The sequence below is a fragment of the Herbaspirillum sp. WGmk3 genome, assembly GCF_023952535.1.
In the GTDB taxonomy this organism is placed as follows: Bacteria; Pseudomonadota; Gammaproteobacteria; order Burkholderiales; family Burkholderiaceae_D; genus Herbaspirillum; species Herbaspirillum huttiense.
Genome location: NZ_JAKYWT010000001.1, coordinates 265911 through 280618, shown reverse-complemented (window position 1 = coordinate 280618; position 14708 = coordinate 265911). Strand labels below are relative to the sequence as shown.

Annotated in this window: 12 protein-coding genes; 8 read left to right on the top strand and 4 right to left on the bottom strand. The window is 62.9% G+C overall.

Translation table 11 applies throughout. The annotated features are described in order from the left end of the window. Nucleotides 1-2: 2 nt before the first annotated feature. The gene (gene cydP, locus MKD49_RS01030) at nucleotides 3-275 is read right to left on the bottom strand and encodes a cytochrome oxidase putative small subunit CydP (RefSeq protein WP_252695196.1); all 273 of its coding nucleotides are present in this window, start codon (nucleotides 273-275) and stop codon (nucleotides 3-5) included. 5 nt (nucleotides 276-280) lie between these two features. After that, nucleotides 281-853: a GbsR/MarR family transcriptional regulator gene (locus tag MKD49_RS01025; RefSeq protein ID WP_121042024.1), complete on the bottom strand. Its 573-nt coding sequence runs from the start codon at nucleotides 851-853 to the stop codon at nucleotides 281-283. 550 nt (nucleotides 854-1403) lie between these two features. Between MKD49_RS01025 and MKD49_RS01020 the strand changes: the two genes are divergently transcribed. Then, nucleotides 1404-2567: an AI-2E family transporter gene (locus tag MKD49_RS01020; RefSeq protein WP_252695195.1), complete on the top strand. Its 1164-nt coding sequence runs from the start codon at nucleotides 1404-1406 to the stop codon at nucleotides 2565-2567. On the opposite strand, the gene MKD49_RS01015 is transcribed toward MKD49_RS01020, so the two are convergent. Together MKD49_RS01015 and MKD49_RS01010 are read right to left on the bottom strand one after the other, a co-directional pair. Beyond that, nucleotides 2497-3963: a heavy metal sensor histidine kinase gene (locus tag MKD49_RS01015; RefSeq protein ID WP_252695194.1), complete on the bottom strand. Its 1467-nt coding sequence runs from the start codon at nucleotides 3961-3963 to the stop codon at nucleotides 2497-2499. The genes MKD49_RS01020 and MKD49_RS01015 overlap by 71 nt on opposite strands. Further along, nucleotides 3960-4631, bottom strand: coding sequence for a heavy metal response regulator transcription factor (locus MKD49_RS01010; protein WP_121042020.1), 672 nt, complete (start codon nucleotides 4629-4631; stop codon nucleotides 3960-3962). The genes MKD49_RS01015 and MKD49_RS01010 overlap by 4 nt, the downstream gene beginning before the upstream one ends. Nucleotides 4632-4873: 242 nt before the next feature. Between MKD49_RS01010 and msrP the strand changes: the two genes are divergently transcribed. From msrP to MKD49_RS00975, 7 genes are all read left to right on the top strand, one after another. Then, nucleotides 4874-5842: a protein-methionine-sulfoxide reductase catalytic subunit MsrP gene (gene msrP, locus MKD49_RS01005; RefSeq protein ID WP_121042018.1), complete on the top strand. Its 969-nt coding sequence runs from the start codon at nucleotides 4874-4876 to the stop codon at nucleotides 5840-5842. A gap of 14 nt (nucleotides 5843-5856) precedes the next feature. Then, nucleotides 5857-6513 carry a sulfite oxidase heme-binding subunit YedZ gene (locus tag MKD49_RS01000; protein ID WP_209535345.1) on the top strand — a complete coding sequence of 219 codons (657 nt, stop codon included), beginning with the start codon at nucleotides 5857-5859 and terminating at the stop codon, nucleotides 6511-6513. 77 nt (nucleotides 6514-6590) lie between these two features. Beyond that, a complete protein-coding gene (gene msrA / locus MKD49_RS00995; RefSeq protein ID WP_252695193.1) occupies nucleotides 6591-7289 on the top strand; it encodes a peptide-methionine (S)-S-oxide reductase MsrA in 699 nt (232 codons plus the stop codon). Between the two features lie 55 nt (nucleotides 7290-7344). Then, nucleotides 7345-9057: a tetratricopeptide repeat protein gene (locus tag MKD49_RS00990; protein WP_252695192.1), complete on the top strand. Its 1713-nt coding sequence runs from the start codon at nucleotides 7345-7347 to the stop codon at nucleotides 9055-9057. A gap of 329 nt (nucleotides 9058-9386) precedes the next feature. Further along, nucleotides 9387-10712, top strand: a complete 1326-nt coding sequence (locus MKD49_RS00985; protein WP_199725073.1) for a TolC family protein — start codon at nucleotides 9387-9389, stop codon at nucleotides 10710-10712. Nucleotides 10713-10781: 69 nt separating this feature from the next. Next, complete coding sequence (locus tag MKD49_RS00980) at nucleotides 10782-11657, top strand: EAL domain-containing protein (RefSeq protein WP_252695191.1); 876 nt, start codon at nucleotides 10782-10784, stop codon at nucleotides 11655-11657. Nucleotides 11658-12586: 929 nt separating this feature from the next. Continuing rightward, the gene (locus tag MKD49_RS00975; RefSeq protein WP_252695190.1) at nucleotides 12587-14686 is read left to right on the top strand and encodes an ATP-binding cassette domain-containing protein; all 2100 of its coding nucleotides are present in this window, start codon (nucleotides 12587-12589) and stop codon (nucleotides 14684-14686) included. Nucleotides 14687-14708 lie beyond the last annotated feature (22 nt).

Sequence of the window (14708 nt, the reverse complement as noted above, 5' to 3'; positions counted from 1 at the left end):
TGTTACTCCGTTTGTTGTTTGGCGGACAGGTCTTGGGACGGGTACTGCTGTGCGGTGGCTGGCTGCGGCGTGGTGAAAGACAGCATGCGCTGCTCCACGCGCTGTACCGGCATCTGCATGTGCTTGGCTTCGGGATGGGCGAAGAAAGTCTTGGCCAGCACCGTAATGAGGGCAATCTTGACCACCAGCAGCAGGGTGATCTCCACCCCCAGCGGCAGCTGGGTCAGGCGTGGCCAGCGCCACGGGCGCTTGCGCAAGGATGAGGCGAGTTGCATGCGGATTACTCCTTTTCGTTGCTGCTGCCGCCGACGCGGAACTTGTCGCGCACGTCCAGCAGCTTCTTGACCTTGGAACCCATCTTCATCAAGGACACCAGCGTCTCCGGCGAGAGGCGCTGCACATCGTCGAACCAGGAACTGGAAAGTTCGATCAGTTCATACATCTCGCGCATGCGCTTTTGCACTTCCTTGTCGTCCTTGCTGCCGGGCGCTTCCAGCAGGGCGTCGCGCAGCATGGAGAGGGTCGGCTCGATTTCGCGGCGGCGGCGTTCTTCCAGCAGCACCTTGAAGATGTCCCAGATGTCGCCGGGCGGTTCGAAATATTCACGGCGGTCACCGGGTTTGTGCAGCAGCTTCACCAGCCGCCAGGACTGCAATTCCTTCAATCCCATGCTCACGTTGGAGCGCGAAAAACTGAGGTACTCGGCGATCTCGTCGGCATTGAGCGCACGCCCGCAGATATAGAGCAGGGCATAGATCTGGCCTACGGTGCGATTGATACCCCAGCGGCTGCCCATCTCGCCGAAATGGCCGATGAAACGCTGCATGAGCGGGCTGAGTACGTTGTTTTCCATGTCGAAGTCTTTCGAAATTTCAGTAATGTCTGAAATTTAAAGCAATTGCTTGACCCATCGCAATGTCATGCACCTGTGTATTTGCTGATAACAGTTATCACGGATGAGAATGACGGGCGCCCGGCGCGGAGGCGCGGGCGAGGGCCGTCGGCAGGCTCAGGGGCTGGCAGGGGCGAAGGCGCTTATTAACGTCTCTTCATGACGACATCGCGTCTTGTGAACTTCCCGGTTTCACAAGGACGCAGCCCTGTTCAGCATCATGTTGCGCTGCATGAACGTATTTTCACGCTTTCCTACAAAGCCAGAAGGATTTGGCTGATAGGAAACCTGATGCGGATCAAATAAGGTGCATTTGCAGCTCAGCCGTAGCGTGGCACGCGGTCGGGAAACGACATCTCGGCCACGCCACAGGTGAAGTACTGAGTGCAACTGAGTACAACTGAGTGCAAGCGTCCACCGGGTTTCTTCACCTCGGTGGAGAGGGGCTGGCGGGCTGGGGTTGCCCGTGGCGCACGCATGCTGCGTCCTCTTTTTCCAAGGATGAATATTTATGCTGGGTTTTGATTTCCGCGTGGCCAGGATCGTCTGGACCGTCTTCCTGGTGGCATTGCTGCTCTATGTCACCTATACCATTTCAGCCACTGTGCTGGTGCTGGTGTTTGCCGTCTTCTTCAGTTATCTGGTCTATCCGCTGGTGGAGCAGGTCGAGCGCGTGCGCCCGGCCAAGGTGCCGCGGGCCGTCTCCATTGCGGTGGTGTTCGTGCTGGCCATCGGCATCGTGGCAGCGGTGGCGACCATCTTCGGCGCGCGCATCCAGGAGGAAGCCGTGCGCCTGTCCGAGCAACTGCCGGCGCTGCTGCGCTCCAATGATGCGGTGTCCAAGATTCCGCTGCCGGGCTTCGCCGAACCGCTGCGCGCACGCATCCTCGGCTTCATCCGCGACCAGCTCGCCAACGGCACCGACCAGGCCATGCCGCTGGCCAAGCAGTTCGGGGTAGGCGTGATGCATGCGGCCAGCAACCTGATCTACCTGGTGCTGGTGCCGGTGATCAGCTTCCTGCTCATCAAGGAAGCGCCGGCCATGCGCGATGAAATCCTGTCCTGGATGAACCGTTCCAACCGCAAGCTGTGGGATGGCATCATCAAGGATCTCGACGTGCTGCTCTCGCGCTATGTGCGCGCGCTGCTTTTTCTCTCCATTGCCACCTTCGTGGCCTACAGCATCGCCTTCTCGCTCATGGGCGTGCCCTACGCCATGCTGCTGGCGGGCCTGGCGGCGGTGCTGGAATTCATTCCCTTCGCCGGTCCGCTGGCGGCCAGTGCGGCCGCCCTGGTGGTGGCCGGCTTCAGCGGCTATGACCACCTGCTGTGGCTGGTGGGTTTCATCGTGGCGTATCGGGTGTTCCAGGATTACGTACTGAATCCTTACCTGATGAGCGAGGGCGTGGAAGTGAGCCCGCTCATGGTGATCCTGGGCCTGCTGGCCGGTGACCAACTGGGCGGGGTGGCGGGCATCTTCCTGTCGGTGCCGGTGATGGCAGCCTTGAAGATCATCTTCACGCGCGCCTCGGCGGCCCAGAAGGCAAGACGTGCGGCCGAAGCGCGCGAGGCTGAACTGGCGGCCCAGGCCGCGCAGGAAGCGCTCAGGTCGGCAGAGGCGGCGGAGCCTGCAAGTGTGCCGCCTGCGTTGCCGCCGACGGGAAGAACAAGCTGAAGCGGATCCAGCCCGGCTGCGGGCATTCAACCGCCGCCGTGCCCCGGTGCAAGGCCATGATGGCCTTGACGATGGCCAATCCCAGGCCATTGGATTCGGTGAAGGCGCTGCGGGAACGGTCGCCGCGATAGAAGCGGTCGAACATGCGCGCCATCGCATGGGGCGTGACGCCTTCGCAGCGGTTGTCCACCAGGATGCGGCTGCCGCTGGCGTCGTTCTCGGTCTGGATGCGGATGACGCTGTCGGCCTCGCCATAGCGCACCGCATTGATGACCAGGTTGTTCACTGCCCGCCGCCACATGTCGCGGTTGGCGTGGCAGGTGCCCTGGGCCTCCAGTTCGAAGCGCAGGCCGCGTTCGTCGGCGATGCCTTCGAAGTACTCGGTCACCTTGCCCAATTCTTCATGCAGGTCCAGCGCGCTGCATTCCACGGCCAGCGTCGCATGGTCGGCTTGCGCCAGGAACAGGATGTTCTCGACGATGCGCGAGAGCCGCTGCAATTCCTCCACATTCGATTCGAGCAATTGTTCATATTCTTCCAGGCTGCGCCGTTGGCCCAGTGCAACCTGGCTCTGGCCCATGAGCACGTTGATGGGCGTGCGGATCTCGTGGGCCAGGTCGCCGGAGAATTGCGCCAGGTGGTCGTAGCCAGCCTCCAGCCGGTCCAGCATGGCATTGAAGGAGAGCGCCACGCGCCGCAGTTCGGACGGCATGCCGTCCTGCTCCAGGCGGGTGGAAAGGCGGTCGGGCGTGATCTGGGCGGCGCGCTGGCTCATCGCTTCCAGCGGCTGCAGCCCGCGTCGCAGCAGCAGGAATCCCAGCAGCGACGTCAGCAAGATGGCAGCGCCCGCTGCACCGGCAATGCGCCAGCGGTAGCTGTGCATCATGCGGCTTTCCTGCACCATCACATAGGCGGCCACGATCTCCACGCGGTCGCCGCCGGCGCCACCCTTGCCCACATCGGCCAGTGCCGAGACCCAGCGTACCTTCACGCCATCGGGGCGGAAGCTGGTCTGCAGGCTGGCCGAACTGACCGGACGGCCCACCGGAAGCGGGGTCATCTCAGGCGGCTGCAGGTGATCGGGATTGCTTTGGATGAAGGGCGCTTCACCCTGACGGCGGAAGATGCGCACATCCTGCTCATTGCCCATCATGCTTTCGAAGAGGGCAGGGCGCTGCTCCATCTGCTCGACGTTGTAGAGGTCGTGCATCAGGTTGCGGAAGTGTTCCACGCGCCCGATCAGGGCCTGGTCGGCGCGCTGCGAGAGGGCGACCCCGGCCGCCCGATCCAGGTAGAAGCCCAGGCCGGTGACCACCAGCGCAGTCATCAGCGCGAACAGGGCGGTGACGCGGGAAGTGAGGGTCCAGCTGCGCACGGGTGTGGCAACGGTGTTCATGGGTTCTCAGAGAACATGTAGCCGACACTGCGCACGGTGTGGATCAGTTTCTTCTCGAAGGGCGCGTCGATCTTGGCGCGCAGGCGCTTGATGGCGACGTCGACCACATTGGTGTCGCTGTCAAAGTTCATATCCCAGATCTGCGAGGCGATCACGGACCGTGACAGTGCCTCGTCCCGGCGCTTGATGAGCAGGTGCAGCAGCATGAATTCCTTGTTGGTCAGGGCGATATGAATACCCTGGCGCGTGACCTTGTGGCGCACGTGGTCCAGCTGCAGGTCGGCGATCTCATAGACCTCGGCCTCGCGCGTGACGCCCCGGCGCAGCAGGGTGCGGATGCGCAATACCAGTTCAGTGAAGGAAAAGGGTTTTACCAGGTAGTCGTCGGCCCCCAGCTGCAGGCCACGGATGCGGTCTTCCACCTGGTCCTTGGCGGTCAGGAACAGCACCGGCAGGTCGCGCTTGCTGCGCAGTGCGCTCATGACCTGCCAGCCATCCAGGCCGGGCAGCATCACGTCCAGCACCACCAGGTCGTAGTCCTGTTCCAGTGCCATGTGCAGGCCGTCACTGCCGGTGCGGGCGAGGTCGACGGCATAGCCGGATTCGCGCAAGCCTTTGCGCAGGTAGTCACCGGTCTTGGGGTCGTCTTCGATTACCAGGATGGCCATGCTGTGGGAAACCGTGTGAGGTGGAATGGACGGAAAGTGCCGCTGCAAAGGCGGCCCGGATCGGAGAGAATGAACCGGAAAATGCACTTGATTCTAGCAATGGAGGGATTTTTCTTCATGACAAAATTGTCATCAAAATGCCACCCGGGCGTCACCGCGCCGCTTTTACCATGGCATCTCATCGGCGAGGTCTTGACCTTGCCTCCGCTTTGCATTCACTTCCTTTTTTGCCGGAGCGCACCATGCTGATCAAGATTCGTCCCGACCAGATTGACATCCCGACCGCCTCCGAGATCACCCCGCGTGATCTCTACCTGTCGCGCCGCAGCTTCATGGCGCGCGTGGCGGCCGGTGCCGCGCTGGCCGGCGGCATGGGCGCGCTGCCGCAAGCCTTCGCCCAGCAGGGCAAGAAGCTGCCGGCCCAGCTCAATAACGCCTTCGCGGTCATGGACAAGCAGACCGCCTACAAAGACGCCACCAGCTACAACAATTACTACGAGTTCGGTACCGACAAGGCCGATCCGGCCAAGAATGCCGGCAGCCTGAAAACCAGCCCGTGGACCATCGACATCGAAGGCGAGGTCAAGAAGCCCATGACCCTGGACCTCGATGCCCTGACCAAGCTGGCCCCGCTGGAAGAGCGCATCTACCGCATGCGCTGTGTGGAAGGCTGGTCGATGGTGATCCCGTGGATCGGCTATTCGCTCTCGGCCCTCATAAAGAAGGCCGAACCCACGGGCAATGCCAAGTATGTCGAATTCGTCACCCTGGCCGACAAGAAGCAGATGCCGGGCTTGTCCACCCCCATCCTGAACTGGCCCTATCGTGAAGGTTTGCGCCTGGACGAAGCCAATCACCCGCTCACCCTGCTGACCCTGGGCATGTACGGCGAAGTGCTGCCCAACCAGAACGGCGCACCGGTGCGCATCATCGTGCCTTGGAAGTATGGCTTCAAGTCGGCCAAGTCCATCGTCAAGATCCGCTTCGTCAAGGACGAACCCAAGACCGCCTGGAATCTCTACGCCCCGCAGGAATACGGCTTCTACTCCAACGTCAACCCCAACGTGGACCATCCGCGCTGGTCGCAGGCCACTGAGCGTCGCATCGGCGAGGACGGCTTCTTCGCGCCCAAGCGCAAGACGCTGATGTTCAACGGATACAACGACGTGGCCAGCCTGTACACCGGCATGGACCTGCGCAAGTTCTTCTGAGGATCGGATCAGGCATGCAGCTCGCTCCGGCCGCCTTGCGCAATCTCAAACCACGCGCCGTGACGGGGCTGTGGTGGCTGTTCCTGGCCCTGGCCTTCGTTCCGCTGGTGCGGCTGGTGGTGCTGGGCTTCACCGGCGGCCTCGGAGCCAATCCGCTGGAATTCATCACCCACAGCACCGGCGACTGGACCTTGTACCTGTTCTGCATCACCCTGGCGGTGACGCCCCTGCGCAAGATCACCGGGCTGAACTGGCTGGTGCGCATGCGCCGCATGCTGGGGCTGATGGCGTTTCTGTATCTGTGCCTGCACTTCACGACCTTCGTCTGGTTTGATCACTTCTTCGACCTCGGTGAGATCTGGAAGGACATCGTCAAGCGGCCCTTCATCACCGTGGGCGTGCTGGCGCTGCTGCTGTCGATCCCGCTGGCCATCACCAGTACCAACGGCATGGTGCGTCGCCTGGGCGGCAAGCGCTGGCAGGCCCTGCACCGGCTGGTCTATGTGATCGTGCCGCTGGGTGTGCTGCACTACTGGTGGGACAAGGCCGGCAAGAACCTGATCGCCCAGCCGCTGTTGTTTGCGGTACTGGTCGGGGTGATGCTCGCTTTGCGCCTGCTGTGGCGGCGCAGCGGCGCATCGGGCACGCCGGGAAAGCCCGTGCGGCGCTGAATGCTTCATATCTTGTGCGTTTGACCTGATCGTCCTAGCCGATTTTCTGATTTTTCCCTGCCCTGTCGGAGCCTGCCATGTCCCTGTTCAAACCTGCCTTCCTGGCCTCTGCGGCCAGCCTTTGCCTGGCGCTGGCCTGTGCTTCCACTTTTGCTGCCGAAGCGGCGGTGGCGGTGCCCGCTCCTAGCGGCAAGGCGGTGCTGGCCTCCACCGCCAACACCGCCACCGTGGTCCTCGCGGGTGGCTGCTTCTGGGGTGTGCAGGGGGTGTTCCAGCATACCCAGGGCGTGTTGCAGGCGGTGTCTGGTTATGCCGGCGGCAAGGCCGATTCGGCCACGTATTCCATGGTCAGTTCCGGTACCACCGGGCACGCCGAGGCGGTACAGGTGACCTACGATCCGCGCAAGATTTCCTATGGCCAGATCCTGCAGATCTATTTTTCGGTGGCGCATGACCCGACCCAGCTCAACCGCCAGGGCCCGGACCATGGCACGCAATATCGTTCGGCCATTTTCACCGCCAGCGACGAACAGGCCCGGGCCACCCAGGCCTACATCGCCCAGATCAATGCCGCCAAGGTCTTCAGCGCTCCCATCGTGACCCAGGTGACGCCGCTGCAAGGTTTCTACCGGGCCGAGGATTACCATCAGGATTACGCCACCCTGCATCCGAACCAGCCCTACATCGCCTACAACGACCTGCCCAAGATCAGCAACCTGCAGAAGATGTATCCGGCCATCTATCGCGCCGATCCGGTGCTGGTGTTCAAGCGCTGACGCAGTACCCCGGCAGGGATGAGACAATACGCGGGTTTGTCTCACCCCGCCTGCCATGAACGCCACTGATACCGTCCGCCTCGCCCTCGACCATTTCCACCAGGATGACTACGCCGCCGCCGAACAAGTGCTGTTCGGTTTGCTGGAGACCCATCCCCGGCACAAGGATGCGCTGCAGCTGCTGGGCAGCGTGGTGGCCGCGCAAGGACGTTTCGAAGAAGCAGCCCTGGCCTGGCAGCAGGCCTTGCCGCTGGTCGACCCCGACAGCGAGGAAGCGCTGGCCCTGCGCTATCGCCTGGGGCGCGCCTTCTACGAGCAGGGGCGATATGAAGACAGCTTCCTGCTCTATCGCGACCTGATCGAGGCGGGGCATGAACGTCCCGAGTTCTTCGTCGCCGCCTCGGCCGCCTTGCAGGGCATGTCGCCCTCCGGCAAGAACGATGGCCAGGCGCTGGCCTTACTGGAAGAGGCACTGCGGCGCAATCCCGATGTTCCCGATACCTGGCACCGCAAGGCGCGCCTGCATGAGCGCGCCGGCCAGTGGGAAGCCGCACGCGAATGCCTGCGCCAGGTGCTGCTGCGCTTCGATGAGCGCGCGCAATACTGGCTGGATGCGGGCCTGATCGAACATGCCTTGGGTGACTACGAGGAAGCGCTGCGTTATTACGACCGCGCCCTCATCCTCGACCCCGATCTGGTGGATGCCCACGTCAGCCGCGGCACCACGCTGGCGCGCCTGCGCGACCACGAGGAAGCCATCGACAGCTTCCGCCGCGCCCTGCGCATGGATGGCAAGGACGCCGATGCCCATGTCAACCTGGCCTTGTCGCTGCTGGTGCTTGGCCGGCTGGAAGAGGCTTTGCCGCTCTACGAATGGCGTTGGGAAGGACGCGGTGCCGATCCTTATCGCCACGCCGCCATCCCGCCCTGGAACGGCGGCAGCTCGCTGGCCGGCAAGCGCATCCTGCTGTGGGCCGAGCAGGGGCAGGGCGATACCATCCAGTTCAGCCGCTACGTGCAGCAGATCGTCGAGGCCGGGGCCGAGGTGGTGTTCGAGGTTCCGGAAAGTTTGTTCACCCTGATGCAGGGCTTGCCGGTGGCCTCGCGCATTCAGCTGGTGCCGACCGCAGGCGCCTTGCCCGCGATCGATTATCAGTTGCCGCTGATGAGCCTGCCGCTGGTGTGCAATACGGCGATGGACAACATCCCGGCACCGGTGCCTTACCTGAACGTTCATATCGACCTGAAACGGCAGTGGGAGCAGCAGCTCGACGCGCTGGCACCGCGTGCGCCGGGGCAGGTGCGCGTAGGCATCATCTGCTCCGGCAACCCCGGCAATGCCAACGATGCGCGCCGGTCCATCGCGCTGGAGCGCTTTGCGGCTCTGGCCAAGGCGCGTGACGGGGTGTCCTTCTTCATCATCCAGCCCGATCTGCGCACCGCCGATGCGCAATGGCTGCAGCAGGCCGGACCGCAGTGGCATGCGGTGGGGGAGGGCATTCGCGATTTCGCCGATACGGCCGCCGCGCTTGCCTGCATGGACCTGGTCATCAGCGTCGATACGGCAGCCGCCCACCTGGCCGGCGCGCTCGGCTTGCCGGTCTGGATCGCCTTGCCCTATGCGCCCGACTGGCGCTGGTTCCTGCAACGCCATGACTCGCCCTGGTATCCGACGGCACGGCTGTTCCGCCAGCAGCGTGCGGGCGATTGGGATGAGGTCATCACCACCTTGCGTGCCGCCCTGGCGGTGGCGTCGTTTTCTTCCTGAGCGTGCCGGAACCCGTGCACCTCATCCGGCTGCAGACGTTCTTGGCAGGGTCTGCAGCTGTTCTTCATTAATCTTTGTAGTGTTTCTCGAATTATTTCGAGGCCGTATGAAGATTTCTGCACCATCGGACAATTCGTTCCCCCCCGTCCTTTCCGCGATCATCCAAGCCAATTCTCGTCACCCGTCATCGCAGCCGGCCGGCTGCCCTGCCGCCTTTGCGGCTGCTGCCCGGCCAGTGTGCAGGTGCGTGAAGTACGGCGCCCGGCGCCGTCTTCCCGCCTGCCGCGAGACCTTCCTCCCTGGACGAGATCAACCTGAAATGAGCGCAGATGAACGACATCCTCCCCCTTGGCGGCGCGTGCGGCCCGCAGTCTTCCTCCACCTTGCCGCGCCCGCGCTGGCCCAACCGGCTGGCTGCCGTGATGGCGATGTCACTGGGCTTGTTGAGCCTGCCGGCGGGCGCTGTCAGCCTGGGCGATCTGGTCAAGCAAGCCGCTTTCAACAATCCCGCTGCGGTCGCTCGGCAACGTGCCGTCGACGCCGCTGCCGAAGGTATCTCGTCGGCCAAGTGGCAATTCTTTCCGACACCGTCCATGTCGGTCGAACGCGCCGGCGTGACCAGTTCGCGCGACATTTCCTACAACGGCGACGATACCGTGGTGACCCTGCGCCTGCAGCAGACCCTGTGGTCCGGCGGCCGCCTGACGGCCCAGCTGGAACAGGCCGGGCACAATCATGAATCTGCTGGCGAAGCCCTGCGTGAACAGCGCTTCCGCCTGGCCGAGCAGGTCATTTCGCAATACAGCCTGTGGGTGCGTTCGGATCTGGCCACCGAGGCCAATCAGAAGAATCTGAAAGCGCTGGAAGATTTCCTCGCACAAAGCCAGCGCCGCGAGAAGGAAGGAGCCGCTGCGCGCGTCGACGTGACGCTGGTGCGCGGCCGTCGCGACCAGGCGCTGACCGACCTGCTGGGAGCCAAGGCCAGCCGCCAGTCGGCGCGGCTGCAACTGGAACAACTGGTCGGCCTGCCGCTGAGCGATGAAGAACTGCGTGCCGATGTGGCGAAGATGTCCGTCAGCGAGGATCTGCCCGCACTGACCGAGAGCATGCTGGAGAGCAGCCCGCTGCTCAAGCGCCTGCGCGCTGATGCCAAGGTCCAGGAGTCGGCCATCCAGATCCGCAGTGCCTCCTACTGGCCTGAAGTCTATGCCCGCCTGGAGCACCAGCGCGGCAACTTCAGCGTGCCTCACACCCCCAATGCCAACCGTGCTTTCATCGGCATGCAGATGCAGCTGGGGGCCGGCCTGTCGCTGGGTTCGGAAGTGGCGGCCGCGCAGGGCCGCTATCAGTCAGCGCTGCTGGCCGTGGATGCGGCACGGCTGGAACTGATCTCGCAGATGGCCGCCACCTACACCGAGTATCAGCAAGCCGAGGCGCGTGCACGCAATCTGGAAGACGTCGCCGTATCGTCCGAGGAGGTGCTGGCTTCCTATACCCGCCAATATCTGTCGGGCCGGCGCTCCTGGCTGGACGTGATGAATGCCGCCCGCGAAGTGGTGCAGACCGATCTGCAGAAGGCCGACGTCACGGCCATGATCATCGCGGATGGCCGCAAGCTGCAATTGTGGGCGTATGGCCTGGACCAGGTACGCTGACCATCAATCCCGTGCGCATCCGCTGCGGTGCGCACGGGGACCGCAAGGGGAACTGCGGCCGGGGGGACCATGATCACCAAAGCGCAGTTCAAGCGCGCCATCGAGCGCGAGGAATTCAGAGTCGTCTATCAGCCCATCGTGGTACTGGCCGACGGCCGCTGTGCGGGCGCAGAAGTCCTGGTGCGCTGGCAGCGCGAAGACGGGGCACTGCTGCCGCCAGACCGTTTCCTGGCCGCGGCGCAGCGGCATGGCTACCTCAATGCCATCACCGACCGGGTACTGCAACAGACCGTCAGCGACCTGGCCCCCACGCTGCGCGCTCATCGCTGCTTGCATGCGGCCGTCAATATCCCGGCCCAGGATGTCAACAGCGGCCGCATCCTGGAGGTGCTGGATGCCGCGCTGGACGGCACCGGTATCGTGCCGGCCCAACTCTGGCTGGAAATCACCGAGAGCAGCAGCATGGAAACCCTGCCGAGCCGCGAGACGCTGTCGCGGGCGCGGGAGCGGGGGCATCTCATTGCGCTGGATGATTTCGGGACCGGCTATTCCTGCCTGCGCTATCTGCACGAACTTCCATGTGATGTGCTCAAACTGGATCGTTCCTTCGTCATCGGCATCGGCACGGATCACGAGCATCCGGTGCTGGCCTGCATCATCGACCTGGCCCGCAAGCTCAAGCTGAAGATCGTCGCGGAAGGCGTGGAAACGCCGGTGCAGGCGCGCTATCTGGAGCAGGCCTGCGTTGACTATGCCCAGGGCTGGCATTACGCACGGCCGATGCTGGCCGCTGAATTTGCGCGCTATTGCGATCGGGCAGCGGGCCCGGCGGGTTCGCCACTGTCGGCTCTGTCGTTGCACGCCCCGGAATCGCCGTTGTCTTCTCTCGCGGCTGGCGGCTCCGCAGAGGCCGTGGTGGCGCCGGATCTGCAGTCCTCGCACTGAGCTTGCGCGGGCTGTGCGCACAGGCGTCCTTTCCTGTCTGATCTTTCCTCTCCGTTGCTGTTGATGTCGTTCACTCGACGGTGCCATCGATAGTTCATTCCGTCTGCACCATCAGACAATTTGTTAAGCGAAAAATGTTAGATAAAGTTAGTACGGCGTCGATGTTAATGGTCTGGCGGAGACGCTGTCACCAGTGCTGACTGATTGTCGGTGATCAGGTGGCGAATGGCACCAAGCTCCCCTCGGGTTCAACATGATTCGAGGGGAGTTCGCTTTTGTGTATCCAGATATGAAGAGGCTTTCAAAGATCTTCCGTATTTCTTTGATCGTCGCGAAAGTGGTCCTGGATTTTCCCTTCACTCGTCGACAGGAAGGGCGTCCATCGTTCCAGAGTGAGGTTTGTTCTCTGATCGACTGAAATCGTCATTTACTTAGTTTTTTCGAGACTACAAATATGTCTGAAATGAACTAAAGGACAATTAAATCTTTATATATTTTCACAGATCATTAGCCCCATTGACGATCTGCCGCAGCGCCTGATTCCGGACGAGATCTCCCTCGGTTTTGCCCGCTGTTGCTGAGATGGCAAAGCAGCAACGATGACGCATCCCGCTCATTTCTGGCATCGCGCGACACATCGTCCGAGGGGTTCTCTCCCGTTTTTCGCTCTCACTGTCGATCAAGCCGAGTACGTCCGCATCGTCCGCATCGTCCGAATAGGCGCCGTCGACAGTCCTTCCCCTGAAGGAAGGCCGATCGTCGCGACTGATATCAAACCAAACGAATCGCCATGAGAAAGAATATTCATTCCTGTCCCAGTTCGCCCCCCGTTGCCGGTGCGGTGCGCCGCGCTGCGGCCAGCAAGATGTCCGGCGCAGGCTGCACGGGCCTGTATCCAGCTGCCTTGCTGGTTTCCCGGGAGGCCTGTCATGAGTGAACTGGCGTCTTCCTTGTCATGGGCCGTGATGACGGCAGCGCGACGCCACGGTGTGGTGATCGACAGCGTCCGGCTCAATGCCGCCATCACCCAATCGATGGTGAAAAGCGGCGCAGCGGCCATCGACATCAACAGCCTCTGCGCTGCCCTGAGCCTGCCCAAGTCGCAGCATCTGGCCAAGCCGGACCGCGCACAGCTTCCCATGCTGGGCGTAGTGCGCGAGCGCGGCTGGGGTGTCATCGCCGACCAGCGTCCCGATGGCCGCTGGATTTTCATCAGTGAAGAAGGCCATGCTTTGGTCAGCGACAGTGATCTGAGCGAAGGTGCCTACAAGCTCGATTTCGCGCCGCTCGGCAACAAGCCGGACCAGCACGGTTTTGAACGCGTCTTCAAGGAAGCGCTTGGCGAATACCGTCCCATCATCCTGGAAGTGGTCATTGCCTCGGTGGTGATGAGCGTCATTGCGCTGGGGGCCTCGGTCTTCTCGATGCAGGTCTATGACCGGGTCATTCCTACCCACGGCGTGGCTACGCTGATCGTGCTGGCCATCGGCGTCTCGCTGGCCATCGTCTTCGAGCTGGGCATGAAGTTCGCGCGTTCTCACATCATGGACAGCGTGGTCTCCGGCCTCGATGCCAAGCTCTCGCAGGCGCTCTTCGAACGCTTGCTGTCGGTCCGGGTGGACCAGTTGCCAGGTTCCGTCGGCAGCCTGGCCGGGCAACTGCGCGGATATGAACAAATTCGCTCCTTCTATACCTCGCAGACGCTGTTCACCCTGGTCGACCTGCCGCTGGGCCTGCTGTTCGTGCTGGTGATCGCCTTCATCGCCAGTCCCTGGATGGCGCTGGTGCCGACCGTGTTCGGGCTGGCGGCCATCGGCATCGGCTACCTCTCCAATCGCAAGGTGGTACGGCTGGCCGACAAGAGCGCGGCGGCCTCCAACCTCAAGACCGGCTTACTGGTGGAGACGGTGGAGGGGGTGGAGACCATCAAGTCCGGTTCCGGCGGCTGGAAATTCCTCTCGCGCTGGATCGACGTCAGCGCCGAGTCCATCCGCAGCGACATGGCCATGCGCGCCATCGGCGACCATGCCGGCTATATCGCTGCCATGCTGCAGCAACTGAGCTACTCGACCACCGTCATCGTCGGCTCCTTCCTGGTCATCAACGGCCAGATCACCATGGGTGCGTTGATCGCCTGCTCCATCCTGGGTGGCCGCATTCTGGCCCCGGTGGCCATGATTCCCGGCCTGATGGTGCAGCGTGCGCATACCAAGGCCACTCTGGCCGGACTGGAAAAAATCTATGCCCTGCAGACTGATCAGGGCAACGAGCGCCAGCTGACCCCGGACACCCTGCGCGGCGAGTTCCGTGTGGAAGAAGTGAAATTCACCTATGCCGGCAGCCTGCTCAATGCCATGAGCATTGACCAGCTGAGTATCCGTGCCGGGGAGCGCGTCGCCATCCTGGGACCGATCGGTGCCGGCAAGTCCACCATCGTGCGCCTGCTGTCCGGGCTGTACCGGCCCCAGCAGGGCCGCATCCTGATCGATGGCCTGGACATGGCCAACATCAACCGCCTGACGCTGAATCAGCACATCGGCTATCTCCAGCAAGACCACCGTCTCTTCGTCGGCACCCTGCGCGAGAACCTGCTGATCGGCCTGCCCGATCCCGGCGACGAAGTGCTGCGCCAGGTGATGGAGCGCACCGGCCTGCTGCGCCTGGTCTCAGCCCATCCCAAGGGACTGGACCTGCCGATCCAGGAGGGCGGGCGCGGCCTGTCCGGGGGCCAGCGCCAGCTGGTGGCCTTCACCCGGCTGCTGCTGTGCCGGCCTGACATCTTCCTGCTCGACGAACCCACGGCCTCCATGGATGAAGACCTGGAGCGTCACTGCCTGGGCGTGCTCAATGAAGAAATCAGCGGTGGCCGCACTCTGGTGGTGGTTACCCACAAGCCTGCCTTCCTGCCCATGGTCGAACGCGTGATCGTGGTGGTGGGCAACCGGATCGTGCTCGACGGCCCGCGCGATGCCGTCCTGGCCCGACTGCGCGGTGATACCGCCAGTGCGGGGAATGCCGTCGTCGCCTGAGGTTCGCCATGACCATGAGCTT

What these genes read in the sequence shown, in the direction of transcription:
- MKD49_RS01025 (WP_121042024.1), bottom strand. Translation starts at nt 853, where the DNA reads ATGGAAAACAACGTACTCAGCCCGCTCATGCAGCGTTTCATCGGCCAT.
- MKD49_RS01010 (WP_121042020.1), bottom strand. Translation starts at nt 4,631, where the DNA reads ATGGCCATCCTGGTAATCGAAGACGACCCCAAGACCGGTGACTACCTG.
- MKD49_RS00990 (WP_252695192.1), top strand. Translation starts at nt 7,345, where the DNA reads ATGAACGCCACTGATACCGTCCGCCTCGCCCTCGACCATTTCCACCAG.
- MKD49_RS00985 (WP_199725073.1), top strand. Translation starts at nt 9,387, where the DNA reads ATGAACGACATCCTCCCCCTTGGCGGCGCGTGCGGCCCGCAGTCTTCC.
- msrA (WP_252695193.1), top strand. Translation starts at nt 6,591, where the DNA reads ATGTCCCTGTTCAAACCTGCCTTCCTGGCCTCTGCGGCCAGCCTTTGC.
- MKD49_RS01015 (WP_252695194.1), bottom strand. Translation starts at nt 3,963, where the DNA reads ATGAACACCGTTGCCACACCCGTGCGCAGCTGGACCCTCACTTCCCGC.
- MKD49_RS00980 (WP_252695191.1), top strand. Translation starts at nt 10,782, where the DNA reads ATGATCACCAAAGCGCAGTTCAAGCGCGCCATCGAGCGCGAGGAATTC.
- MKD49_RS01020 (WP_252695195.1), top strand. Translation starts at nt 1,404, where the DNA reads ATGCTGGGTTTTGATTTCCGCGTGGCCAGGATCGTCTGGACCGTCTTC.
- msrP (WP_121042018.1), top strand. Translation starts at nt 4,874, where the DNA reads ATGCTGATCAAGATTCGTCCCGACCAGATTGACATCCCGACCGCCTCC.
- MKD49_RS00975 (WP_252695190.1), top strand. Translation starts at nt 12,587, where the DNA reads ATGAGTGAACTGGCGTCTTCCTTGTCATGGGCCGTGATGACGGCAGCG.
- cydP (WP_252695196.1), bottom strand. Translation starts at nt 275, where the DNA reads ATGCAACTCGCCTCATCCTTGCGCAAGCGCCCGTGGCGCTGGCCACGC.
- MKD49_RS01000 (WP_209535345.1), top strand. Translation starts at nt 5,857, where the DNA reads ATGCAGCTCGCTCCGGCCGCCTTGCGCAATCTCAAACCACGCGCCGTG.